This is a genomic window from Kitasatospora sp. NPDC001603 (assembly GCF_040298365.1).
Taxonomy (GTDB): domain Bacteria; phylum Actinomycetota; class Actinomycetes; order Streptomycetales; family Streptomycetaceae; genus Kitasatospora.
In genome coordinates, this window is sequence record NZ_JBEPAA010000077.1 from 1 (window position 1) to 24,263 (window position 24,263).

A 24,263-nucleotide genomic window follows, 5' to 3' on the forward strand; every position below is an offset into this window, starting at 1 on the left:
CGCACGGCTCCGGGCACCCGCCGCCCCTCGGCGCGGGACCTCGACCTGGTGGTGCTGGCGCCGAGGGACGGCAGCGGTGCCTTCGCCGGCGGCGCGGCCGAGGCCAGGGAGCTGCTGCGGGCCGGGGTGCCGCACCTGTACGTCGGGGTGGTGGAGGAGTTCGGCGTGGTCGGCCCGCTCGTCGTGCCCGGTGTCTCGGCCTGCGGCCACTGCCTGGTACTGGCCCGCGAGGACGAGGATCCGGCCTGGCCCCGGATCCTGGCCCAGCTCGCCGACGAGGGCCCCGGCCGGGCCCGCACCCCCGCCTGCGACACCGGCCTGGCCACGGCCGTGGCGGGCCTCGCCGCCCTCCACGCCCAGGTCTACCTGGACGGCGGCCGGCCGCCGAGCCTCGACGGCTGGTGCGAACTCTCGGCCGTCGACGGCATGCCCCGGCGGCTGCGGCTGAAGGGCCACCCCGACTGCGGCTGCCTCTGGCAACCGCAGCCGCCGGGATGACCGCGGGCGGGGCGCCGCGGCGCCCGCCGCACGACAGGTCGGAAAAGGGGGCCGGGACCGGGGCGGCGAGCGGGCACAATGGCGTAGTGATGGTCGGCCCCCGGTCGTGGGGTGCCGGGGGCGTGTGGATTGGAGGCCCGGGTGAGCGATCTTCCGCGCAAGGCAATGACCCGCACGGCACGGCTCGCAGCCCTGCCGCTGGGAATCGCCGGGCGGGCCACCCTCGGGCTGGGGAAGCGGATCGGCGGGCGCTCCGCCGAGGTGGTGACGGCCGAGCTCCAGCAGGCCACCGCCGACCAGCTCTTCAAGGTCCTGGGCGAGCTCAAGGGCGGGGCGATGAAGTTCGGGCAGGTGCTGTCCGTCTTCGAGGCCGCGCTGCCCGAGGAGGTCGCCGGGCCCTACCGGGCGGCCCTGACCAAACTGCAGGACGCCGCCCCGCCGATGCCCGCCGCCAAGGTCCACACCGCGCTCGCGGAGCGCCTCGGCGAAGGCTGGCGGGAGCTGTTCCGGGAGTTCGACGACCGGCCGGCGGCCGCCGCCTCGATCGGGCAGGTGCACCGGGCCGTCTGGCACGACGGCCGCGAGGTGGCCGTCAAGGTCCAGTACCCGGGCGCGGGCGACGCCCTGCTGGCGGACCTCACGCAGCTGAGCCGGGTGGCCTGGCTGCTCGGCCCGCTCATCCCCGGCCTCGACATCAAGCCGCTGATCACCGAGTTGCGCGAGCGGGTCGCCGAGGAGCTGGACTACGAGCTTGAGGCGCAGGCCCAGCGCCGGCACGCCGAGGAGTTCGCGGGCGACCCGGACATCCAGGTGCCCGGCGTGGTCGCGCAGGCCGACCAGGTGCTGGTCACCGAGTGGATGGACGGCACCCCGCTGGCCGAGGTGATCACCGGCGGCACCCAGGAGGAGCGCGACCGGGCCGGGCACCTGCTGGCCCGGTTCCTGTTCGCCGGCCCGTCCCGGACCGGTCTGCTGCACGCCGACCCGCATCCGGGCAACTTCCGGCTGCTCAAGGACGACGGCCCGGTCGCCGGCTGGCGGCTCGGGGTGCTGGACTTCGGCACCGTCGACCGGCTGCCGGGCGGGCTGCCCGCCCCGATCGGCGCCTCCCTGCGGATGGCCCTGGCGGGCGACGCCGCGGGCGTGCTGGAGATGCTGCGCGAGGAGGGCTTCGTCAAGCCCTCGATCGAGCTGGACCCGGACGCGGTGCTGGACTACCTCGTCCCGATCATCGAGCCGGCCGCGGTGGACACCTTCCACTTCACCCGGGCCTGGATGCGGGCCCAGGCCGCGCGGATCGCCGATCCGCGGTCGCCCGCCTACAACCTGGGCAAGCAGCTCAACCTGCCCCCGGCGTACCTGCTGATCCACCGGGTCACGCTGAGCACCATCGGGGTGCTCTGCCAGCTGGGCGCCAACGCGCCGTTCCGGGCGGAGATGCGGCGGTGGCTCCCGGAGTTCGAGGAGCGCCCCACCACCCCGCCGAAGGCGCGCACCGCCACCAGGGCCACCAAGGCTGTCAAGAAGCCCTGACCGGTACGGGCGGCAACGGCCGCAGGCCGCTCCCCGGTTCGGGGGGCGGCCTGCGGCACGACGGGGGTGGAACTCTTACGGCCCGGCGCGCTACATCAGCGCGACGGCGAGGGCCTTGCGGGCCCGCAGCGAGGCCCGTTCGGCCCTCAGCTTGAGCCGGCGGGCCCGGGCGACCCGGGAGACGAGCCGTTCGTGCTCGGCCTCTTGCAAGCGCTCTTGCATATGGGCACGGGCCAGGGATTCGTGGAGGAGTTGCATCTCAAGGGTCCTGTTCTGGATCTGAAGTTCGGTGGTCTGCTCGGCGCGGACGGTCGGGTCAATGGCGGCGGGGGTCATGTCGTGGTCCTGCTCGTGGTGCGACGTAGGGAAGTGGACGGTGCGGGCCGCGTCGGCCTTGGCGGCGGCGATTCGCACGGAGCGGCGAAGGACGCTGTCCAGCGGGGGCTGCTCTCCCCGGCGGACGGCCTTGGCTCCGAGCGCGGGGTTCACGCTGCGACCTCGGTCTTGCGCGGGCGGCCACGCGGCCGCTTGCGGGCCACGACGACACCCTGGACGAAGAGCTCGCCACCCCAGACGCCCCACGGCTCGCGCCGCTCCAGCGCACCGGTCAGACACGCGTCCTTGACCGGGCAGGTGCCACAGAGGGACTTCGCGTACTCGACGTCGGCGGGCGTCTCGGCGAAGAAGACCTCCGGGTCGAAGGCGCGGCACGGGATGGGGAGACCGAGCGCCTCGGCCTGCTCGATGGTGGTGATCTGCATCAGGGAAACCTCCGGAGGGTCGGCCTGGTCGGCCGGGGTGATCTGGCTTGTCTGCGGTACGGACGGGATGGGCGGCGTGATGACCGTGGACACTGTGGGCGTCTTCCTCGTCTTTTCAGTGGGTCCGGCTCAGCTGACTGGTGGGGCTGGGCCGGAGGCCCCGGAGGGCCTGGGTGGTCTTGCGTACCGGACAAAACAGAAGGGCCGCGGATCCCGGTGTGACGGGTTCCGCGGCCCTGGAGGTGCCGACCTGAGGCTTCCTCAGGTTCGTTCTCTCCAGGGTTCAGGCCCGCGGAAGGCCCGCATCCGGACGGCCGTGGCTCCCGTAAAGGCGGCCATGGCCTGCTCGTTGATCTGCTGCTCGTTCTGCTTCTGGGCGTTTCCGGCACCGATGACCCGCGCATAGCCGCCATGCATGGCGACGGCTACGGCCGCCTTCGGTGCCTGGGTCGGTCGCTCGTCACGCAGGGAGCGCGACGTGCTCACGGCCGCCCAGCCACGGGACAGACCGGTCTCGACAGAGGTGCCGTCAATACCGCCCGTGATATCCGCGCCGCAGACGCCAGTGTGTCCAAGACCACTGACAACGGAGGCGACGGAAGCGGGAATGACGGAGGCACCCACGGCTTCGAGACCCAGACCGGTTCCACCCAGCTCGGCGAGAGCCCGCAGGCGGGCGGCACGCAGAGAGGCAGCGGCGACGACGGTCTGGCCAGTCAGTTTGGTGATCATGATGGTTTCCACTGTCTTCGCCTCCTCTCGGCGTCTCGCGGGGCCTGGTTTCCCGGGCTCCGAACTGTTCGGATGTCTGTCTCGGTGGTGCAGGTGATGCAGGTGGTACGTGGTGCGGAGAAGCTGTCGGGCCCAGGAGGACATGGCACAGGCGTCACCCCGTGCGTTCGCGTCCCCTTGACCGCTCCGGCAGGCTATTGCGCTCCCGGTACGGCGCGCAAACTATTTTTCCGGCGAGTTTCTCGACGGCTTCCGAAGGGGCCCGGGGCATCGGCTCCGCCCGCCCCGGGGACCTCCCCGGGACCGGCTCAGGCCGGTTCGTCCGGATCGCCGTCCTCGACGTCGACCGGATCCTCCGTGAGCTCTTCCCCCGCACACAACGAGAGCACGGCGGCCCCGTACTTGTCCAGCTTCATCGCACCGACCCCCGAGATCACCGCCAGCTCCTGGGTGGTCGCGGGGACGTCCTCGGCGATCGCCATCAGCGTCGCGTCGGTGAACACCACGTAGGCCGGGGCGCCCTGCTTCTTCGCCTGCCCGGCCCGCCACTCGCGCAGCCGCTCGTACAGCGCCTCGTCCATCGTGGAGGGGCAGCTCTCGCAGCGGCGCAGCTTGCGCTCGACCGCCTCGGTGAGCACCCGCTCGCAGACCCGGCAGCGGACCGGGCCGCGCACCCGGCGCCCGGCGGAGCGCTCGCCCGCCTCCACGCCACCGCGCCCGCCCCGGCCCCCGGCGCGCGCGCCCGGTGCGCCGGAGTTCGGCCGCAGCCCGTCCAGGAAGCGGGTCGGCTTGCGGTTGCCCCGGCCGCCCGGCGAGCGGGAGAGCGACCAGGAGAGCGAGAGGTGCTTGCGGGCCCGGGTGACGCCGACGTAGAGCAGCCGGCGCTCCTCCTCGACCTGCTCGTCCGTCTTGGCGTAGATGATCGGCATGGTGCCCTCGGTGAGGCCGACCAGGAAGACGGCGTCCCACTCCAGGCCCTTGGCGGCGTGCAGCGAGGCCAGCGTGACGCCCTCGACGGCGGGCGCGTGCTGGGCCGCGGCCCGGCCGTCCAGCTCGGCGACGTACGCGGCCAGGTCGGCCGGCTCCCCGGCCGCCGTGCGGGTCCGCTCGAAGTCCTCGGCGAGCCGGACCAGCGCGGCCAGCGACTCCCAGCGCTCGCGCACCGCGCCGGAACCGGCCGGCGGCTCTGCGGTGAAGCCCCGGGTGGCGAGCACCGCCCGGACCTGCGCGGCGAGGCCGGGGGTGCCGTCGGTGAGCGGGTCGGAGGCGGCCCGGGCGGCGCCGCGCAGCAGCACGCCGGCGTCCCGCACCTCGGGGCGCTCGAAGAACCGCTCGGCGCCCTTGAGCTGGTAGGAGACGCCGAGGTCGGCGAGGGCCTGCTCGTAGACCTCGGACTGGCCGTTGGTGCGGAACAGCACGGCGACCTCGCTGGCCCGCACCCCGGACGCCAGCAGCTCCTTGATCCGGCGGGCGGTGGTCTCGGCCTCGGTCGGCTCGTCCTCGTACTCGGTGTAGACGGGCTCGGGACCGGCCTCGCGCTGCGAGACCAGCTCCAGCCGGTGCCGGGCCGCCTGACCGCGGGCCTGCGCGAGCAGCCCGTTGGCCAGGTGGACGACCTGCGGGGTGGAGCGGTAGTCCCGGACCAGCTTGACCACCGTCGCCTCGGGGTGGCGGGTGCGGAAGTTCAGCAGGTAGTCGGGGGTGGCGCCGGTGAACGAGTAGATGGTCTGGCTGGCGTCGCCGACCACGCAGAGGCTGCCCGCGGCGGGGCCGGTCCACTGGTCGAGCAGCCGCTGCTGGAGCGGCGAGACGTCCTGGTACTCGTCGACGGTGAAGTGCCGGTACTGGGCGCGGACCTGGTCGGCGATGTCCGGGCGGTCCTCCAGGATCGCGGCGGTCAGCAGCAGGACGTCCTCGAAGTCGATGACGCCGCGGCGGCTCTTGGTCTCCTCGTACACCCGGTACACCTGGGCGATCTCGGCCGGGTCGCGCGGGGCCTCGCGGGCCGACTTCTGCACCGCGGCCGGGTAGTCGTCCGGGCCGATCTGGGAGACCTTGGCCCACTCGATCTCGGCGGTGAGGTCGCGCAGTTCGGTGCGCTGGACGCGCAGCCCGCAGCGCGCGGCGGACTCGGCGACCAGCTGGACCTTGCGCTCCACCAGCTGCGGCACCGGGCCGCCCACGGCGCGCGGCCAGAAGTACTGGAGCTGGCGCAGCGCGGCGGCGTGGAAGGTGCGGGCCTGGACGCCCTCGGCGCCGAGCTGGCGCAGCCGCCCGCGCATCTCCCCCGCCGCGCGGGCGGTGAAGGTGACGGCGAGCACCTGGGCGGGCTGGTAGACCCCGCTGCGGACCCCGTAGGCGATCCGGTGGGTGATGGCGCGCGTCTTGCCGGTGCCGGCGCCGGCGAGCACGCAGACGGGCCCCTGCAGGGCGGTGGCGACGGCCCGCTGCTCGGGGTCGAGCCCGGCGAGCACCGCGTCGGGGCCGGACGCGGCGCGGTAGTCGTCGAACGGGCTGCCGCTCAAGAGGTCTTCCTGCATGCGTTCCATCCTCTCAGCCCGGTGCGACAACCGGGGCGGGCTTGTCCACAGGCCCGGTGCGATCGCAGGATGAACGGTGCGCGCTCGGGCGTGCGAGGTCGATCTCACGCCGGGCGCACGCGGAATGACCGTTGCGTGACGGACGTTCCTCCCAGAGACCGCACGCCCTCTTTCCCGAAGGAGCCCCTCGATGTCCGGCAGCGTGACGATGTACAGCACGACCTGGTGTGGGTACTGCAACCGACTCAAGAGCCAGCTGACCCGTGAAGGCATCGGCTACACCGAGATCAACATCGAGGAGGACCCGAACTCGGCGTCCTTCGTCGAGTCCGTGAACGGCGGCAACCAGATCGTGCCGACGGTGCTGGTGACGCCGGCGGGCGGCGGCGAGCAGGTCGTGATGACCAACCCGAGCCTGATGCAGGTCAAGAAGGCCCTGGCGGCCTGACCCGCGACTTCCTGCGGGGCCCGGGCCGGCGCACCTCAGGGGGCGTCGGCCCGGGCCGGGTCCACCGGCGCCGCGGGTGCGGGCAGCTGGGTCCGGGCGGCGAGGTCGCCGACGCCGTAGACCAGCCGGCTGCGGTCGGCGGAGTAGCGGGTCTCGATGACCCGGACGGGGCCGCGCCGGTCGTAGGTCACCCGGGTCTGGACCATCAGCGGCACCCCGGGGCCGCCCTGGAACCACTGCGCCTCCTCGGGGCCGGGCATCCGGGCCACCAGGTGGTCCACCGCCCCGATCTCGGTCCGGCCGAGCAGGGCGAGCACCGCCTCGTCCCCGCCGTCGATCTGGTCGGGCTCCATCAGCGGGGTGCCCGCGGCGAGGCCGGCCCGGTAGTGGCTCTCCTCGATCGAGTACGGCTCACGGTCCAGCAGCCGGAGCTGGCGGCGGACCACGATCGCCTCGCCGGGCCGGAGCCCGAGCCGCTCGGCGATGTCGACCCGGGCCCGGACGATCATCATCTCGAAGTCGACGGTGAGCTCCCGGCCGGCGTCGGCGGCCTCGCCGAGGTAGACGGCGGTGGGCACGGCCAGGCAGTCCCGCGGCCCGGCGAGCGGGTCGCGCGGGCCCGGCGGCGCCGGGGCCGGTCCGTAGGCGCGGTGGTCCAGGACGGGGTGCTCCCGGAGGTAGGTGCCCTTGCCCTGGAGCCGGACCAGCCGGCCCTCGTTGACCAGGACGTCGACGGCCAGCCGGACGGTGTTGCGGGCGACCCCGTACTGGCGCTCCAGTTCGCTCTCGACCGGGAGGGCGGCCTGGGCGGTGAATTCGCCCTCGGCGATCCGGCGGCGCAGATCGGCGGCGAGGCGCTGGTATTTGGGGGATTGGGTGGTGCCCCGGGGGATTGTCACCCGAGTGAATGTAGCGAGGGCGGTGACCCGGTTTCAGCCGATTCCGACAATGTCGACCCGGATCGGCGACGGCGGGCCGGCCGTGGGCGCCCTGGCCCGCCGAAACACGGCAGGAGGCGGCCCCTCCGGATACGAACGTCAGCGCGCCCGACCGGCGCGAAATCCGTCCGGACCACCCGTTCGGCCGCGCCGGGCCCCTGGATGACCGGCGCGACGGAGGGCACGAAACGAAATCGGGGGCGCGCGGCAATAAGCCGCACGCCCCCGATTGTCGGAATTACCAGCGCGCCGCCGAAGGCAGCCGCTCCCCGTACCAGAGTTCGACTAGGTGACGGGCGATCGAAATCCCGGACGGCGGCAGGATCTCGCCCGCCGCCATGCCGGCCCGCAGCTCCTCCCGGGAGAACCAGCGCGCCTCGGCCAGCTCCTCGCCGTCCACGGTGATGGCCGTCCCGTCCGGATCGGCCTTGCCCATGAAGCCCAGCATCAGACTGGACGGGAACGGCCACGGCTGGCTGGCCACGTAGGCGACCTCGGCCACCCGCACCCCGGCCTCCTCGAAGACCTCGCGGACCACGGCCTGCTCGATCGACTCGCCCGGCTCGACGAACCCGGCCAGGGTCGACCAGCGGCCCTCCGGCCAGAGCGCCTGCCGGCCCAGCAGGCAGCGGTCCTGCTCGTCGGTGATCATCATGATCACCGCCGCGTCGGTGCGCGGGTAGTGCTCGGCCGCGCAGGAGGTGCACCGCCGGACGTGGCCGGCGCCGGCCTTCTCGGTCGGGTGCCCGCAGCGCGAGCAGAAGCTGTGCAGCCGGTGCCAGTGCTCCAGCGCGACGGCGTGCACCAGCAGCCCGGCGTCCCGGTCGGAGAGCATCCCCCCGACCTCGCGCAGCCCGGCCGGGCGGGCGTCGCCGTCGAGGCGCCCCGGCAGGCTCTCGCCGGCCAGCGCGAAGTACGACACCCCGTCCTCGTCGGTGCCGAGGAAGTAGCGGTCCCCGGTCTGCGGCGCCTCGAACGAGGGCATCAGCACCAGTTCGGTGCCCTGCCCGGTGTCCACCACGAACGCCTCGCCGCCGGCGATCGGCAGCACCTTGGTGGTCGGGTGGCTCCAGGCGGCCGCCAGCCAGGGCTCGTCGAACCGGTGCTGGGCCGCCCGGTCGACCCCGGCCCGGGCCAGTGCCGGGGGCAGCGGGCGTTCGGTCTCAGGCACGGTGCTCACTTCGTTCCATCCCCACGTGATGAATCATCCGGATGAGTGGTCTGTTCGCCAGGACGGGCCGCGGAGGGCGCCCCGCGGCCTTCACGCCGCCTCGCCGCCCGGCCGCCAGTTCTCGGCCAGGTCGGCCCAGAGGTAGGCGGTCGTCTCCACGCCCTTGGCCAGCAGGTCGAGCTCGACCTTCTCGTCGACCGAGTGCCAGCCGTCCGAGGGCACCGAGATGCCGAGGAAGAGCACCGGCGCGCCGAGCACGTCCTGGAGTTCGGCGGCCGGACCGGAACCACCCTCCCGGGTGAACAGGATCCGCTGCCCGAAGGCCCGCTCCATCGCCCGGACGGTGGACCGCAGGGCCGGGTGGTCCAGCGGGGTCAGGCAGGGCCGGGTGGCGCCCGGGAACTCCAGCGCGTACCGGATACCCTCGGGCACGCGCTCCGCCACCCAGGACCGGACGGCCTCCTGGACCCGCTCCACCTCCTGGCCGGCCACCAGCCGGAAGGAGAGCTTGAGGTGCGCCGAGGACGGCACGATGGTCTTGCCGCCGGGGCCGGTGTAGCCGCCCCAGATGCCGTTCACCTCGGCGGTCGGCCGGGCCCAGACGCGCTCCAGGGTGGAGTAGCCGGCCTCACCGAGGGTGCCGTGCGACTTGGCGACCTTCAGCCACTGCCCCTCGTCGAAGGGCAGCTCGGCGAAGAGCTCGCGCTCGCGCGCGGTCAGCTCGATCACGCCGTCGTAGAAGCCCGGGACGGCCACCCGGCGGTCCTCGTCGTGCAGCGCGGCGGCCAGTTCGGCCGCGACCGCCGCCGGGTTGGGGACGGCGCCGCCGAAGGAACCGGAGTGGATGTCGCTGTCCGGGCCGTAGAGGTCGATCTGGGCGTCGGCCAGGCCCCGCATGCCGGTGCAGACCGTCGGCGTGGTCTCGGACCACATCCCGGTGTCCGAGATGATCACCACATCGGCGGCCAGCCGCCCGGCCTCCCGGCGGACCAGCGCGGGGAAGTGCGGCGAGCCGGACTCCTCCTCGCCCTCGATCAGCAGCTTGAGGTTGACGGCCGGCGCGGTGCGCCCGGTGGCGGCCAGGTGGGCGCGGACCCCGAGCGTGTGGAAGAACACCTGCCCCTTGTCGTCGGCGGCCCCGCGCGCGAACAGCTGCCGGCCGACCACGGTCGGCTCGAAGGGCTCCGTCGCCCAGCCGTCCTCCTTGGCGGCGGGCTGCACGTCGTGGTGCCCGTAGACCAGGACGGTCGGCGCGGACGCGTCCCCCGACGGCCACTCGGCGAACACCGCCGGCAGGCCGTCCGTCTCCCAGACCTCGACCACCGGGAACCCGGTCCCGCCCAGCTTCGCGGCCAGCCACTCGGCGGAGCGGCGGACCTCACCGGCCCGCTCGGGCTCGGCCGAGACGGAGGGGATGCCCAGCCAGTCGGAGAGGTCGGCCAGGAACTCGGCCTGGTGCCGGTCGATGAAGGAGCGGACGACGCTGTCCGGGGTTCTCGTCATACGGACGACTTTAGTTCGCCCGTGCGGGTGCCTGCCCCGGCCGTCCGGCCACCGGGCGCCGGACGGCCTGTAACGTCCGTCACCCCCGGCCGCACGGGGGCGGCGGCCGGGGGTGACGGGGGAGACGGGGAACGCGCGGTCAGCCGGAGCGGCGCAGCAGCGAGATCCGCGAGCGGGTGAGCAGCGCGGCCAGCCCCACCGCGAGCAGCGGCAGGACGATCACGGTGACGCCGATGTCGAGCCACGGGAAGACGATCACGCTGTGGTCGGCCGTCTCCTCGGGGGACATCCCCGGGTAGGAGACGGACACGCCCTCCACCTTGCGCAGGGCCACCGCCGGCACCACCCCGGCGACCACGCCGAGCAGGGTGCCCATCGCGGCGATCACCCCGCACTGGAAGCCGGAGAGGCTCCGGCGGATCCGCGGCGCGGCGCCGACCGCCGCGAGGGTGGTCAGGTCGCGCTGCGAGTCGGCGGCGGCGAGCCCGGTGGCGATGCCGGCGGCGCCGAGCGCGACCAGGGCGGCGAAGCCCGTCAGACCGAGGCTGACCAGGTCGTCGTTGGACTGGAAGCCGCGCTCGACCCCGAACTGGGTGCCGTCGGCGAGCTTGTCGATCGCCGCCGTCGCCTTCTGCTCGGCGCTGTCGGACGGCGCCTTGGCGGGCAGCCAGACCGAACCGGCGTCATGGGTGCCCAGCCCGAGCCGGCCGGCGGTCTCCGGGCTCACCAGCGCCTGGCCACCGGTCGGGACGACGGCGCGGAACAGCACCGCGTCGACGGCGATCTCGTGGCTGGGCGTGTCGTGCACGGGCGAGGCGTTCAGCTTGTTCGACTGCTCCTCGGCCGGCTCCGTCACGCTCACGACGAGCTTGCCGTCCTTGACGTAGTCGGCGTCGAACACGACGGCCTTGCCGGCGGCCAGCGCCTGGCCGGCGGCCGGGTCGTCCACACCGAACAGGTTGCGCAGCAGGGTGGCGTCCCCGGCGGCCACCATGCTGAACGGGTTGACCCGGTAGGAGTGGTTCGCCCTGCAGCGCGCGTCCTCCTTGCGGAGCCGTTCGGCCTCGGCCGGGGCGATGGCCTCGCTGCCCTTGTCGAACAGCGGGCAGCGCAGCTCCTTCGGCAGCTCGGTGGTGACGTAGCCGCAGTTGCCGTGCGTCCGGTCGCAGTCGCCCTTGAGGCCGACCTCCTGCACGTCGGCGCGCCGGCCGAGGTCGGGGATGTTGCTCTCGACGGCGCCGCGCAGCTGGGGCAGCAGCTTCCCGTCGGCGGCCGAGCCCCAGCCGCTGCTCACGGTGACCGCGCCGGCCGGCGCGGCGGCGACGTACTCCCGGCGGTGCTCCTCGTGGCTGCTGGCGGTGTAGATGCCGACGGCGACCGAGCCGGCGACGGCGGCCATCACCGCCGCGACGGCGGGGGCGGTGCGTCCGCGGTGGCGGACCGAGTCGCGCAGCGCGAGCCGGGGGCCGAGCGGCAGCCAGCGGCCGATCCGCCCGAACAGGCCGACCAGGTAGGGCGTCAGGGCGACCATGCCGAGTTCGGCGATCATCGAGCCGCCGAGCACGGCCGTACTGCGGTTGCCGAAGCCGCTGGTCGCGCCGAGCAGGGCGAGCGCGGCGCCGCCGGCCACCATCAGCAGGCCGAGCAGCGCGAGCTTGCGGCTCGGCGGCTTGAGCGAGTCGCGGCCGGTCAGCGCGGCGACGACGTCCTGCCGGGAGGCCTGGACGGCCGGGACGACGGCCGCGAGCAGACCGGTGACCAGGCCGATGCCCAGGACGCCGAGCAGGTCGAGCGGCTGGAGGTCGAAGTGGCCGAACCGCTCGCCGGCGTAGTTCTCGGCCTGGGTGCGCAGCACCGCGACCAGGCCGACGCCGACGGCCAGACCGAGGGCGGCGCCGGTGACTCCGAGCACGACCCCGCCGCCGAGGACGACCGCGCGGACGTCGGCCCGGTTACCGCCGCCGGCGGCGAGCAGCCCGAGCTGGCGCCGGGAGCGCCTGGCCCCGACGGCGAAGGCGGGGCCCGCGAGGAGCACGATCTCCAGCAGCGCCATGCCGACCACGGTGGCGAGGATGACGACGGAGGTCCGGTCGAGGTAGGGGGTACCGCCGCTGCTCTGGCCCTTCTGGGCGTAGAGCGGCACCTCGGAACGGGCCGGCGGGTCGAGCAGCACGCTGCGGGAGGCGACGGTGAAGCCGTACTTGTTGAACTCGGTCACCTTGGGCCAGTCGATCGCGGCCCCGGCCGGGAGCTTGACCAGCCAGCGGGCGCTCTCCCCCAGCGCGGAGCGGCCGAGGCCCTTGTCGGCGCCGGGCAGCTTCATCAGCGGGTCGACCAGCGCGCCGGGGCGGGCGATCAGCCCGGTGGCCCGCAGGTCGCCGGGGTACTCGGCGACGGCCGTGATGGTGAAGGGGGTGGCCTCCAGACCGCGCGGGGAGGTGCGGTCGCCGATCCTGAGGCCGGAGCGGTCGAGGAAGTCCCGGGTGACGGCGACCTCGTGGCCGGCGCTCGGGGCGCGGCCCTCGACCACGTCGATCCGGCCCTTCCAGACCGGGTCGTTCAGGTCGGCCTCGGCGGTCCGCACGCTGAGCAGGCCCTGCACGGTGCTGGTGGGGACGAACGGGCCCTCGCGCAGCGGGACGAGCGTCGTGCCGGCCGGGACCAGCTGCTTGACCAGTTCGGCCGGCTCGGTGTCGAGGCTGCGGCGCTGTTCGGGCGTGTACTGGGGCCGGCCGTTCTCCACCTTGGCCTCGTCGGCGCCGGTGAGGTCGAAGGGCTGGTCCGGGTCCGGTGCCTGCAGGATGATCGAGCCGCGGTCGACCATGTGGATCTCGGCGTCGGACTGGCCCATGGTGCGGACGATCCGCTCGACGGGGTCGAGTTCGGCGCTGCGGAAGAACACGTCGGCGCCGGTGACGCCGAGCACGGGCAGCGCGACCATGGCGACCACGAGCGCGCTGCGGCCCTTGGCGCGCAGGGCGTCCCGTCGGGCGATCCGCAGGGCGACCCGCCAGGCGCTGAACCTCACTGCGCCACCGGGCCCTTCGCGTTGGTGGCCGCGGAGACCAGCAGGGTGCCGGCGTCCTGGCTGATGCTCTCGTCGACCATGCGGCCGTCGCGGAGGAAGACCACGCGGTCGGCCCAGGCGGCGTGCCGGGCCTCGTGGGTGACCATCATCGCGGCGGCGCCGGCGTCGCAGCGGGCGCGCAGCACGGCGAGGACGGACTCACCGGTGGTGGAGTCGAGGGCGCCGGTGGGCTCGTCGGCGAGGACGAGCCGGCGGTCGCCGATCAGCGCGCGGGCGATCGCGACGCGCTGCTGCTGCCCGCCGGACATGTCGTCGGGGAAGCGGTCGGCGAGCTCGGGGATGCCGAGCTCCTCCAGCGCGGTCATCGCCTCGCGGCGGGCGGCGCGGCCGGAGAGACCGTCGAGCTCGCGCGGCAGCGAGACGTTCTCGGCCGCGGTGAGGGCCGGGATCAGGTTGTAGTCCTGGAACACGTAGCCGACCGAACGGCGGCGGACCTCGGCCAGCTTCTTGCGGTTGAGGCCGCCCAGGGCGGTGCCCTCGACCAGGACCCGACCGCTGCTCGGGGTGTCCAGCCCCCCGGCGAGCGTCAGTAGGGTCGACTTGCCGGAGCCGGAGGGCCCCATCACGGCGACGAACTCGCCGGGGTGCACCCGGAGGTCCACCCCGCGCAACGCGTGCACCTCGGCCGCGCCCTGGCCGTGCACCCGGGTGACGTTGTCCAGGTGCAGCACCGGTTCGGTGCCGAGCCTGCTCGGATCGGTGTGGATCACACTTCCCCCTGCTGTTCTGGGCCCGGGGTCGCGGATGGCGGCCGGGCCGTGGTTCGTGAAGTCCGTACGGGGTTCAGGCCCGGGTGCGGCGCCGCCCGCGCCGGACGACCTCGGGCTCGGCGGCGCGGGCCTCGGCGGCCCGGGCCTGTTCGATCTCGGCGTGCTGGGCGAGGCGGGTCTCGCAGTGGTCGAGCCAGCGGATCTCGGCCTCGGTCTGGAAGATCAGCTGTTCGAGGACGAGCAGCCAGGCGAGGTCGGCGCCGGGGGCGGCCGACGGGCCGGCGCCGCCGGGGCGGGCCTCGCCGGTCAGCGCGCGGGCCTTGAGCCGGGTGTAGTCCTGGAGCGCCTTGATGCTGTGGCGGCGCTGGCCCTGGACGACGGCGGGCACGTCCACCCCGGGGACGGTGACCGCCATGGCCAGCTTGATCGCCAGCTCGTCGCGCGGCGGGCTGGTCCGCGGCACCGGGGTGTCGAACCAGGTGCGCAGCTCCGCGCGTCCTGCTTCGGTGACCGCGTAGAACTGGTGCCCCTCCTCGTCCTCCCCCGCGGGCTCGACCAGGCCGTCGCGTTCCAGGCGGGACAGGGTGGTGTAGACCTGGCCGACGTTGAGCGGCCAGGTGGCACCGGTGCGCGCCTCGAACTCGGTACGCAGCTGGTAGCCGTAGCGCGGGCCCTGGTCGAGCAGGGCGAGCAGACCGTGACGGATGGACATACCGAGTATGTATACCCGGTATGCCCGGCGGGCTCAAGCGGCGCCCCCTCCCGGCGAGCGGGTACCGTCGTGCGGTGTGAGCCAGTTGCGCATCGCCACCTTCAATCTGTTGCACGGTCAGCCGCTCGCCCCGGACGGTGCTCCGCGGCCCTACCCCGCCGACGCCGGTGGACCGTTGGCGGAGGCGGTGGCCGCGCTGGACGCCGACGTGCTCGCCCTCCAGGAGGTGGACCGCTACCAGGCCCGCTCCGGCGGCACCGACCAGGCCGCCGTCGCCGCCAAGGCGATGGGGGCCGCGGACTGGCGGTTCGCCGCCGCGCTGCACGGGCGCCCGGCGCCGGTCGCGGGCTGGGTGCCGGAGCCCGCCGTCCCCGCCGGACTCCAGGTGTACGGGCCGAACGAGGTCGGCGACGACGCGCCGCCGTCGTACGGCACCGCACTGCTGACCCGGCTGCCGGTGCGGCACTGGCGGGCCCGGCGGTTCGCCCCGGCCCCGTTCGGGCTGCCGCTGCGGGTGGCCGGCCGGCGCGGGCTCACGCCCGTCCCGGACGAACCGCGGGCCGCGCTGGCGGCCGTACTGGAGGGCGAGCACGGGCCGTTCACCGTGGTGGCGGCGCACCTGTCGTTCGTGCCGGGCTGGAACATGGCGCAGCTGGCGGGGATCCGGCGCTGGATCGCCGACCTGCCGCAGCCCTACCTGGTCCTGGGGGACTTCAACCTGATCGGCGCGGTGCCCCGGACGGTGCTGGGCGGGGCCACCGCGCTGGACCGGACGGCGCCCCGCGCGCGGGTGCGCGAACTGCGGGCGGCCCGGCGGGCCCGGCCGGCCCTGGTCGAGCCGCGCCGGCGGCGGGTGCGCGAGCCCCGGGCGCGGCTCCAGGGCTGGTACGACCTGGCCCGCACGCCCACCTACCCCTCGCACCGGCCGGCCGTGCAGTTCGACCACGTGCTCGCGATGGGCGTGCCGCGCACCGCGGTCGGCCCGGCGGCCGCCCCGCGGGCGGTGGTCTCGGACCACCGCCCGCTGGTGGTGGAGGTCGGCCTCTAGGCGGTCCGGCCGGGCCGCCCGGTGCCGGGCGGTCAGCTCCGGGGGTGCGTCAGCTGCCCGTTCTGGTGCGGCAGGTGCGGCTCCGGCCCGAGCGGGTCGTACTGGAGCAGCAGCATCGCCGCGTCGTCGCCGAGCTGGCGGCCGACGTGGCGGACCACGTCCTGGTGCAGGCGTCGCAGGACGTCCACCGGGTGGCCGTCCGCGCAGTGCGGCAGCCGCTCGGCGAGCGGGTAGAAGACGCCGGCCCGGTCCCGGGCCTCGATGACTCCGTCGGTGAACAGCAGGACGCGGTCCCCCTGCCGCAGCGGGACCTCGTGCACCGGCGGCCGGACGTCGACCGGGTCGAGGACGCCGAGCGGGGGCACCGTCTCGGCGAGCTCCAGCGGCCGGACCGGCTCGGTGCCCCGCAGCAGCAGCGGCGACGGGTGGCCGCAGTTGACGATCTCGGCGGTGCCGTCGGGCCGGACCCCGATCAGCACCAGGGTGACGAACTCCTCCTCCACCCCGGGGTGCTCGTTCTCGTGCAGGGCCCGGTCGAGGCTCACCGCGAGCCAGCCCGCCACCCGGTCCAGCGCGGGCTCCTGGTGGGCGGCCTCCCGGAAGGCGCCGAGCACGGCGGCGGCGGTCTCCACCGCACCGAGCCCCTTGCCCCGGACGTCGCCGACCACGGCCCGGACCCCGTGCCGGGTGTTGACCACCTCGTAGAGGTCGCCGCCGATCCTGGCGTGCGCGGCGGCGGCCTCGTAGTGGACGGCGGCCCGGACGGTGCCGACCCGCTCGGGGACCGGCCGCAGCAGCACCCGGCGTGCGATCGAGGCGACCAGCTGGGCGTCGGCCAGCGCCTTCTCCTGGCGCAGCCGCAGGGTGGCGCTGACCCAGCCGATCGCGGCGACCAGCACCACGGCGAAGACGGTGGCGCTGTGCACGGACTCGCCGAGCGAGTCGCTGCTGGCGGCCATCAGGAAGGCCACGGCCTCGGTGCAGAGGCCGATGGCGAGCGGGTACCAGGTACGCCGGCTGACCACGGCGGCCAGCGCGGGCACGGCGGTGAGGGCCGGCTCGACCGTCACCTCGGTGTTGCTGACGTAGTCGAGGGCCACGACCAGCGCCATGCCGATGAACGGCAGCGCGAGCGCCGTCCTCGGCCAGGTGCCGGTCGAGCCCGGAGCGGTCCCCGGGGCCGACCCGGCGAACCGCTCTCTCATCCATCCGGTCGCGCTCAACTTCGGTCTCTCCAGCAGAAGACGCCGGTGCCCCGTGGGCACCCGCGGTGATGACTGAGGGTTGGGGAATGCGGGCCTCGCTGGCGGCCGGAGCACAGGGGTTGACCGGTTACCGACCCCACAATAGGCACGAAACGTGCACTACGCACAGGTTTCGCCCGCTGCCGTGATGACTTGAATGCTCTGCGTGACTCATTCTTCACTGTTCCCGATCAGGAGCCGTTCCAACTCTTTTCGGTCGGGAAGTCCTGCGGGTTGTTCGATCCGACCGCTGCGGACGTACAGGAAGGACGCCGTGACCTGCTCCGGCGGAACTCCCAACTGTTCGGCCCAGGCGACCCGGTAGACCGCGAGCTGGAGCGGATCGGCGGTCTCCTCGCGGTGCGTCTTCCAGTCCACCACTTCGTAGCGTGACGCGCCGCCGAATTCCGACCGGCCGTCATCTTCCCGGTAGACCGCATCGATCCGGCCGCGCACCACCCGGCCCGCCAGCACCAACTGGAACGGCGCCTCGACCCGGTAGGGCGTCCGGTTCGCGTAGGGCGTGCGCAGGAACGCCTCCTTGAGCCGCTCCAGGTCCTGCTCGTCCTCGATGCCGTCGTCGTCCGCGCCCGGCAGCGCGCCCGGCTCGATCAGCAGCAGCGGCTCGATCCGGGACTGCACCCAGGCGTGGAACCGGGTGCCCCGGCGGGCGGCCGGCTGCGGCGGCCGGGGCATCGGGCGGGCCAGGTCGTGCGCGAAGCCGTCCGGATCGGCGGCCAGCCGCTGGAGCTGGGTGGCGGACAGCGCGGCGGGCAGCGGCACCTCCCGGACGCTGCGCCGGGACCGCTCCAACTCGCCGACCAGCGCGGTGAGGTCGCGGTCCCAGGACTCGACCTGGCGGCGGTCCTCGGCGGCCATCGGCTCCGGTTCAGGGGCGGGCAGGCCGGCGAGGCGGCGGTGCACCACCTCGGCGACCCGGCGGCGGGCGTGCTGGGCCGCCGGATCCAGCGGCAGCGGCCAGGGCCGCTCGACGGGCGCGGCCAGCGCCGGGTTCTCGGCACCCTTGGGCGGCTGCTCGGCCCAGTGTTCGAGCTCGCCCGCGCCGGGCCGCTCGCAGTGCGTCCGCAGCCGCTCCAGGAAGGCGGACGGGCCGCGCACGGTCTTCTGGCTGGGGCCCCACCAGTGCCCGGAGGCCAGCAGCAGCGACCGCGGCCGGGTGAAGGCGACGTAGCCGAGGCGCAGTTCCTCGGTGCCCGAGTGCTCGGCGAGCGCCGCCTTGAAGGCGGCCATCGACTTGCTGTTCCACCCGCCGCGCACATCGGGCAGGGTGGCCGCGTCGCCGCGCAGGGCGTGCGGCAGCACCCGCTTGACGCTGGTCCAGCGCTCGCGCGTGGTCGAGGACGGGAAGGCGCCCCGGACCAGTCCGGGAACGGCCACGACGTCCCACTCCAGGCCCTTGGACTTGTGCGCGGTGAGGACCTTCACGGTGTCCTCCCCGCCGGGCAGGCTGCTGTCCAGCCCGCGCTCGTACTCCTGGGCGGCGCGCAGGAAGCCGAGGAAGGCCGACAGGCCCGGGTCGCCGTCCAGGTCCGCGAAGCCGGCCGCGACGTCCAGGAAGGCGTGCAGGGTCTCCCGGCGGCGGGCGGCCAGGGCCTGGGGGGAGGCCGCGAGTTCGACCTCCAGGCCGGTGACCGCGAGCACCCGGTGCAGCACGTCCATCAGCGGCTCGGCGAGCGAGCGGCGCAGCTCGCGCAGCTCCCGGGCGAGCCGGGCGAAGCGCGGCCTGGCCTCCGCGGAGAACGGCAGCTCGTCGGACCGGTCGCCGTCCCCGCCGGACGCCGGGTCCAGGAAGGTCTCCAGCGCGTCGGCCAGCGAGACCACCTCGGTCGGATCGGCCTCGGCGACGGCCGCGGCCAGCGCCTCGACGCCCTCCGGCCGGGCGGTGCGCACCAGCTCGGCGGCCCGCCGGCCGAGCAGGGCGAGGTCGCGCGGGCCGATCCGCCAGCGCGGGCCGATCAGCAGCCGGACCAGCGCCGCGTTGGCGGTCGGGTCCTGCAGCACCTCGCAGGTGGCCACCAGGTCGGCCACCTCGGGCAGTTGCAGCAGGCCGCCGAGTCCGACCACCTCGACCGGCACCTCCCGGGCGACCAGCGCCGCGTGGATGTCGGGGAAGGCCGCGCCGCCCCGGCAGAGCACGGCGATCCGGCCCGGCGCGGTGCCGGTGCGGACCAGGTGGGCGATCGAGTCGGCCAGCCAGTCGATCTCCTGCGCGTGGGTGGGCAGCAGCGCGGCCCGGACGTAGCCCTCCTGCTCGGCGCCGGGAGCCGGGCGCAGCGCCTCGACGCCCTCGTGCATCGCGCGCAGCGGTTCGGCCAACTCGTTGGCGAAGGCGAGCAGCCGCCCGCCGCTGCGGCGGTTCTCGCTGAGCGAGTACCGGGCCGCCCCGGAGCCGTCGGCCTTCGGGAAGTGCCGGGGGAAGTCGTCCAGGTTGGCGACCGAGGCGCCGCGCCAGCCGTAGATCGCCTGGCAGGGGTCGCCGACGGCGGTGACGGGGTGGCCGGTGCCCCGCCCCTCGGGGCCGGCGCCGTACAGGCCGGCCAGCATCAGCCGCTGCGCGACCGAGGTGTCCTGGTACTCGTCGAGCAGGACTACCCGGTACTGGGCCCGGAGCAGCTCGCCGACCTCGGGGCGCTGCTGCGCGAGCCGGGCGGCGGCGGCTATCTGGTCGCCGAAGTCCATCAGCCCGGCCGCGGCCTTGCGCCGCCGGTACTCCTCGACCAGGCGCAGCAGCTCCAGCCGGGCCCGGGCGGTGACCGGCACGGCCCGCAGGTCGTCGTTGCCGAGCCGGACGGTGGCGAGGGTGTCGAGCAGCTCCTCGTCGAAGGCGCGCAGCGCGTCCGGCTCGACCAGGTGCTCGGCGAGCTCGCCGTCCAGCGCGGTCAGGTCGGCGACCAGGTTGCTGAAGGTCCCGGTGAGCGCCGGAAAGGGACCGCGCGCGGTGCGCAGCACCTTGGCGGCGAGCTGGAAGCGGGTGGCGTCGGCGAGCAGCCGGACGTCCGGCTCGATGCCGATCCGCAGGCCGTGCTCCTTGAGCAGGCGGCCGGCGAAGGCGTGGTAGGTGGAGATCTCCGGCTCGCCGAGCGCCTCCTCGTCCGGTTCGGCCACGCCGCCGAGCCGCAGGGCCGCGCGGACGCGTTCGGCGAGCTCCCCGGCGGCCTTGTTGGTGAAGGTGAGGCCGAGCACCTCCTCCGGGCGGACGGCCCCGGACCCGACCAGCCAGACCACCCGGGCGGCCATCACCGTGGTCTTCCCCGAGCCCGCCCCGGCGACGATCACGGCCGGCTCCAGCGGGGCGCCGATGGCCGCCATCTGCTCCCGGTTGAACGGGATGCCCAGCAGCTCCTTGAGCTGGTCGGGGTGGCGGAGCGCGGCGGTCACCCCGCAACGTTAACGGGCACCGCCGACAGTCCGGGCCCCTCGCCCGGCCCGCTGTGGCCACCCCCACACCGCGGCGCTCACTCCACCACCTGGGCGCCGTCACGCTGGGCCGAGCAGCTGCGACGGAAGGTGCAGCGGTCGCAGCCGCCGCCGGCCCGCGGCACGAAGCGCTCGGCGAGGACCCGCCCGGCGGCGTCGGCCAGCAGGTTCTCGATCCACGGCTCGCCGTCCGGCGGGTCCTGGCGCTGCACCTTGGGCGCCTCCGGGGCGCCCTTGTCGGGCTTGCGCAGCTGCACCAGCTCGGCCCCGCCGGAGTCGGGGACCCGGCCCTCGAACCCGGGCAGCTCGTTGAGCGCCCCGGCCCGGACGGCGAGCTGGTAGACCGCGAGCTGCTTGTGCTCGGGCAGCGACTTGTCGGTCGGCGCCTCCTTGCCGGTCTTGAAGTCCACCACGTAGGCCCGCCCGGCGTCGTCCTTCTCCACCCGGTCCATCGAGCCGCGGATCCGCACCGAGACGCCGCCGACGTCCAGCGTGACGTCGAAGCCGTGCTCGGTGGCGACCACGTCGCGGCCGCGCTGCAGGACGTGCCAGTTCAGGAAGCGTTCCAGGGCGGCCCGGGCCTCGGTCTTCTCCTGCTGGGACTTCCAGGGCGCGTCGAAGGCCAGCGCGTCCCAGACCGTGTCCAGCCGCTCCATCAGCACGGCGAGGTCGGCGGGGGTACGGCCGGAGCCGACCTCGTCGGCGAGGGCGTGCACCACGTTGCCGAAGCCCTGGGCGGCCGAACCGGCGCCGCGCGCCTTGACCTCCTTGTCCAGGAACCACTGCAGCGAGCAGTTCTCCAGCTGCTCCAGTCCGCTGCCGGAGAGCCGGACCGGCAGATCGGCGCTGCGCAGCGGCTCGGGGGCGGCGGTGGCGTCGTCCAGGCCCCACCAGCGGTCCGGGTGGGCGGCCGGCACCAGCGGCAGGCCGTCCTCGTCGGCGGCCAGCGCCAGGGTGGCGAGCCGCTCGGCGGCGGCGCGGCGCAGCTCGGGCGACCGGGCCGGGTCGACGGTGACCGCGCGCAGCTCGGCGACCAGCGCGGGGACGGACAGCGGGCGGCGCGGGCGGTGGGTGACGTCCTCGACGGTGACCGGCGGGGTCCGGCGCAGCACCTTGCCGGTCCGCGGGTCGACGTCCTCGCGGTAGAGCTCGCGCAGGAAGCGGGACGGCTCGTCGCCGTCGTCGGCGGGGGCCTTGACGGCGGTGACGATCAGCCGCTCCTTGGCGCGGGTGGCGGCGACGTAGAAGAGCCGGCGCTCCTCGCCGAGCAGGGCGGCCGGGGAGAGCGGCTCGGCCAGGCCGTCGCGGCCGATCCGGTCGGCCTCCAGCAGCGAGCCGCGGCGGCGCAGGTCGGGCCAGAGGCCGTCCTGGACGCCGGCCACCACGACCACCCGCCACTCCAGGCCCTTGGAGCGGTGCGCGGTCATCAGCCGGACGGCGTCCGGGCGGACGGCCCGCACGGTGAGGGTGTCGGCCGCGATGTCCTGGGCCTCCAGCTCGGCGAGCAGGTCGAGGGCGCTGCGGTGGCCGGTGACCTGCTCCTCGGCGCGGGCGGCGGTCTCGAACAGGGCGCAGAGCGCGTCGAGGTCGCGGTCGGCGTTGCGGCCGGCCGCGCCGCCGCGCAGCGCCGCCCGCTCCAGGCGCTCGCGCCAGCGCCGGCTGCCGTCCCAGAGCTCCCAGAGCGCGTCCTCCGCGGTGCAGCCGCCGGCCAGCCGCTCGCGGACCTTGCGCAGCAGGGTGCCGAGGTCGCGGGCGCGCCGGGCGTGCGAGGGGTCGAGGGCGATCAGCCGCTCGGGCTCGGCGAGGGCCTCGCGGATCAGCTCCTCGGCCGCGCGGGGCACCGCCGCCGCCCGGCCGTCGGCGCGCAGCGCGGCGCGCTCCTCCTCGCGCAGGGCGCGGCCGAGGCGGCGCAGGTCGGAGCCGTCCAGGCCGCCGAGCGGACCGGTGAGCAGGGTGTGCGCGAGCTCGGTGGTGAGCGGGTCGGGGCCGGCGGCGCGGTCGTGCTTGTCCCGGGCGGCCTGCTCGGCGCAGACCCGCAGGGCGAGCAGCAGCTGGGCGACGGCGGGTTCCTCGCGCAGCGGCAGGTCGTCACCGTCGATCTCCAGCGGGACGCCGGCCGCGCCGAGCGCCCGCCGCACTCCGGGGATGGACCGGCCGCCGGCCCGGACCAGGACGGCCATCTCGCCCCACGGCACGCCGTCCTCCAGGTGGGCGCGGCGCAGCAGGTCGGCGATCGAGTCCAGCTCGGTGCCCGGGGTCGGGTAGGTGTACACCTCGACCCGGCCGCCCTCGCGGGACGGCAGCAGGGCCCGGTGCTGGGCGAGCTTGTCGGCCGGCAGCCGGCCCATCGGCATCCGCCGGGCCAGCTCGCGGGAGGCGGCGAGCAGGACGGCGCCGGAGCGGCGGGAGACCCGCAGCACCTTGACCTCGGCCGGGCCGCCGCCGGCCTGCCGGAAGGTCTGCGGGAACTCCAGGATGCCGTTGATGTCGGCGCCGCGGAACGCGTAGATCGACTGGTCCGGATCCCCGACGGCGACCAGCTCCCGCCCGCCGCCGGCGAGCTGGCGCAGCAGCCGGACCTGCGAGGGGTCGGTGTCCTGGTACTCGTCGACGAAGACCACCTCGTAGCGCTGCCGCAGCCGCTCGCCCACCTCGGGGCGCTCGGCCAGCAGCACCGCGCGGTGGACCAGCTCGGCGTAGTCGAGCACCCCGCGCAGGTCCAGGACGTCCAGGTAGTCGGCCAGGAAGTGGGCGGCGGCCGCCCAGTCGGGGCGCTGCACGCCCTCGGCGAACCGCCGCAGCTCGGCCTCGCCGAGGCCGAGCTCCCGGCTGCGGGCGAGCACGGCGCGGACCTCGTCGGCGAAGCCTCGGGTGGTCAGGCAGGCCCGGAGGTCGAGCGGCCAGTCGATCCGGCCCCGGCCCCCGCGGGCGTCCTCGGCGCCGCCGGCCAGCAGTTCGCGGACCATGACGTCCTGCTCGGGGCCGGAGAGCAGCCGCAGCGGCTCGGCGTAGTCCTGAGGGTCCTGGTGGGCCCGGAGCAGCGCGTAGCAGAAGGAGTGGAAGGTGGTGGCCTGCGGGGCGGGGGCGGAGGCCCCGAGCCGGCCGGACATCCGGTCGCGCAGTTCCATCGCGGCCTTGCGGCTGAAGGTCAGCACCAGGATCCGCTCGGGGTCGGTGCCGCGCTCGATCCGCCGGGCGACGGCCTCCACCAGCGTGGTGGTCTTGCCGGTCCCGGGCCCGGCGAGCACCAGCAGCGGGCCGCCCGCGTGCTCCACCACGGCGCGCTGGTAGTCGTCCAGCACGGGCGGGGCGGGGAGCGCGAGGGGGCTTCGCACCAGACGGTAGGGGGAGCTCACGGACGTCCTGGGGGTCGTGCTTCGGGCAACGGCGGACGGGCCCGCGGCGGGGCCCGTCCGTATCGAGCCTACGATCCTGCCCCGTCATTCCCGTCCTCGCACCCGGTTCGGCGCTACCGGCCGTCCCAGCGGGCCCGCTTCAGGTCGACCCGGGGCGGGTCGGCGAGTTCGCGCAGCGGGGTGCCCTCCTCGCCGTACCGGGCGAGGGCGCGGTGCTCGTGCCCGGGCAGGAACCGGCCGTCCGCGCGGACCACCCGCCACCAGGGCACCGAGCCGCCGTACAGCGCCATCACCCGGCCGACCTGGCGGGGGCCGCCCTGGCCGAGGTACTCGGCAACGTCCCCGTACGTCATCACCCGGCCGGGTGGAATCCGCTCGGTCAGGTCGAGAACCAGTTCGGCGAAGGGCGGCAGGGCGCCCGGTCCGGCGTCGTCGGTAGCGTCCGTCACCTGCGGCATTCTTCCTCACCGGGCCCGGCGCACGGCCCGGTGGGCATGATCCGCCGCGCCCGATCCGGCCCCTGTCCAGCACGGGGCGCCGCGG

Annotated in this window: 17 protein-coding genes and 1 pseudogene; 4 read left to right on the plus strand and 14 right to left on the minus strand. The window is 74.9% G+C overall.

Translation table 11 applies throughout. From position 1 onward, the window contains the following. Together ABT263_RS32050 and ABT263_RS32055 are read left to right on the plus strand one after the other, a co-directional pair. Positions 1–498, plus strand: a pseudogene (locus ABT263_RS32050) (ThiF family adenylyltransferase); the annotation flags it as partial. A 141-nt stretch (positions 499–639) separates the two neighbouring features. Continuing rightward, positions 640–2,031, plus strand: a complete 1,392-nt coding sequence (locus ABT263_RS32055; RefSeq protein ID WP_352295755.1) for an ABC1 kinase family protein — start codon at positions 640–642, stop codon at positions 2,029–2,031. 90 nt (positions 2,032–2,121) lie between these two features. Here the strand turns inward: ABT263_RS32055 and ABT263_RS32060 are convergent, their stop codons facing one another. The 4 genes from ABT263_RS32060 to ABT263_RS32075 form a co-directional block, all read right to left on the minus strand. Then, positions 2,122–2,439, minus strand: coding sequence for a putative WhiB-interacting protein (locus tag ABT263_RS32060; RefSeq protein WP_502885898.1), 318 nt, complete (start codon positions 2,437–2,439; stop codon positions 2,122–2,124). 77 nt (positions 2,440–2,516) lie between these two features. Beyond that, a complete protein-coding gene (locus tag ABT263_RS32065; RefSeq protein WP_380388088.1) occupies positions 2,517–2,885 on the minus strand; it encodes a WhiB family transcriptional regulator in 369 nt (122 codons plus the stop codon). Between the two features lie 168 nt (positions 2,886–3,053). Beyond that, positions 3,054–3,536 (minus strand): hypothetical protein, encoded by a 483-nt coding sequence (locus ABT263_RS32070; RefSeq protein WP_352295760.1) that lies wholly within the window; start codon positions 3,534–3,536, stop codon positions 3,054–3,056. A 296-nt stretch (positions 3,537–3,832) separates the two neighbouring features. After that, complete coding sequence (locus tag ABT263_RS32075) at positions 3,833–6,064, minus strand: ATP-dependent DNA helicase UvrD2 (RefSeq protein WP_329489506.1); 2,232 nt, start codon at positions 6,062–6,064, stop codon at positions 3,833–3,835. Between the two features lie 190 nt (positions 6,065–6,254). Between ABT263_RS32075 and ABT263_RS32080 the strand changes: the two genes are divergently transcribed. After that, positions 6,255–6,512 (plus strand): mycoredoxin, encoded by a 258-nt coding sequence (locus tag ABT263_RS32080; RefSeq protein ID WP_329489505.1) that lies wholly within the window; start codon positions 6,255–6,257, stop codon positions 6,510–6,512. A 35-nt stretch (positions 6,513–6,547) separates the two neighbouring features. Here ABT263_RS32080 and ABT263_RS32085 read toward each other — a convergent pair whose 3' ends face one another. The 6 genes from ABT263_RS32085 to ABT263_RS32110 form a co-directional block, all read right to left on the minus strand. Then, complete coding sequence (locus tag ABT263_RS32085) at positions 6,548–7,411, minus strand: GntR family transcriptional regulator (RefSeq protein ID WP_352295763.1); 864 nt, start codon at positions 7,409–7,411, stop codon at positions 6,548–6,550. A gap of 277 nt (positions 7,412–7,688) precedes the next feature. Next, the gene (nudC, locus tag ABT263_RS32090) at positions 7,689–8,630 is read right to left on the minus strand and encodes an NAD(+) diphosphatase (RefSeq protein WP_329489503.1); all 942 of its coding nucleotides are present in this window, start codon (positions 8,628–8,630) and stop codon (positions 7,689–7,691) included. 81 nt (positions 8,631–8,711) lie between these two features. Further along, positions 8,712–10,124, minus strand: coding sequence for a dipeptidase (locus ABT263_RS32095; protein ID WP_352295766.1), 1,413 nt, complete (start codon positions 10,122–10,124; stop codon positions 8,712–8,714). A 139-nt stretch (positions 10,125–10,263) separates the two neighbouring features. Continuing rightward, the gene (locus tag ABT263_RS32100; protein ID WP_352295769.1) at positions 10,264–13,152 is read right to left on the minus strand and encodes an FtsX-like permease family protein; all 2,889 of its coding nucleotides are present in this window, start codon (positions 13,150–13,152) and stop codon (positions 10,264–10,266) included. Continuing rightward, complete coding sequence (locus ABT263_RS32105) at positions 13,149–13,922, minus strand: ABC transporter ATP-binding protein (protein WP_329489500.1); 774 nt, start codon at positions 13,920–13,922, stop codon at positions 13,149–13,151. The genes ABT263_RS32100 and ABT263_RS32105 overlap by 4 nt, the downstream gene beginning before the upstream one ends. A 73-nt stretch (positions 13,923–13,995) precedes the next feature. Beyond that, a complete protein-coding gene (locus ABT263_RS32110) occupies positions 13,996–14,634 on the minus strand; it encodes a PadR family transcriptional regulator (RefSeq protein ID WP_329489499.1) in 639 nt (212 codons plus the stop codon). Between the two features lie 76 nt (positions 14,635–14,710). Between ABT263_RS32110 and ABT263_RS32115 the strand changes: the two genes are divergently transcribed. Beyond that, positions 14,711–15,682: an endonuclease/exonuclease/phosphatase family protein gene (locus tag ABT263_RS32115; protein ID WP_352295772.1), complete on the plus strand. Its 972-nt coding sequence runs from the start codon at positions 14,711–14,713 to the stop codon at positions 15,680–15,682. A 32-nt stretch (positions 15,683–15,714) separates the two neighbouring features. Here the strand turns inward: ABT263_RS32115 and ABT263_RS32120 are convergent, their stop codons facing one another. The 4 genes from ABT263_RS32120 to ABT263_RS32135 form a co-directional block, all read right to left on the minus strand. Continuing rightward, the gene (locus ABT263_RS32120; protein WP_352295775.1) at positions 15,715–16,905 is read right to left on the minus strand and encodes a PP2C family protein-serine/threonine phosphatase; all 1,191 of its coding nucleotides are present in this window, start codon (positions 16,903–16,905) and stop codon (positions 15,715–15,717) included. Between the two features lie 192 nt (positions 16,906–17,097). Next, positions 17,098–20,325 carry an ATP-dependent helicase gene (locus ABT263_RS32125; protein ID WP_352295778.1) on the minus strand — a complete coding sequence of 1,076 codons (3,228 nt, stop codon included), beginning with the start codon at positions 20,323–20,325 and terminating at the stop codon, positions 17,098–17,100. 77 nt (positions 20,326–20,402) lie between these two features. After that, positions 20,403–23,720 carry an ATP-dependent helicase gene (locus ABT263_RS32130; protein ID WP_352295781.1) on the minus strand — a complete coding sequence of 1,106 codons (3,318 nt, stop codon included), beginning with the start codon at positions 23,718–23,720 and terminating at the stop codon, positions 20,403–20,405. Between the two features lie 113 nt (positions 23,721–23,833). Next, a complete protein-coding gene (locus ABT263_RS32135) occupies positions 23,834–24,178 on the minus strand; it encodes an MGMT family protein (protein ID WP_352295783.1) in 345 nt (114 codons plus the stop codon). Positions 24,179–24,263 lie beyond the last annotated feature (85 nt).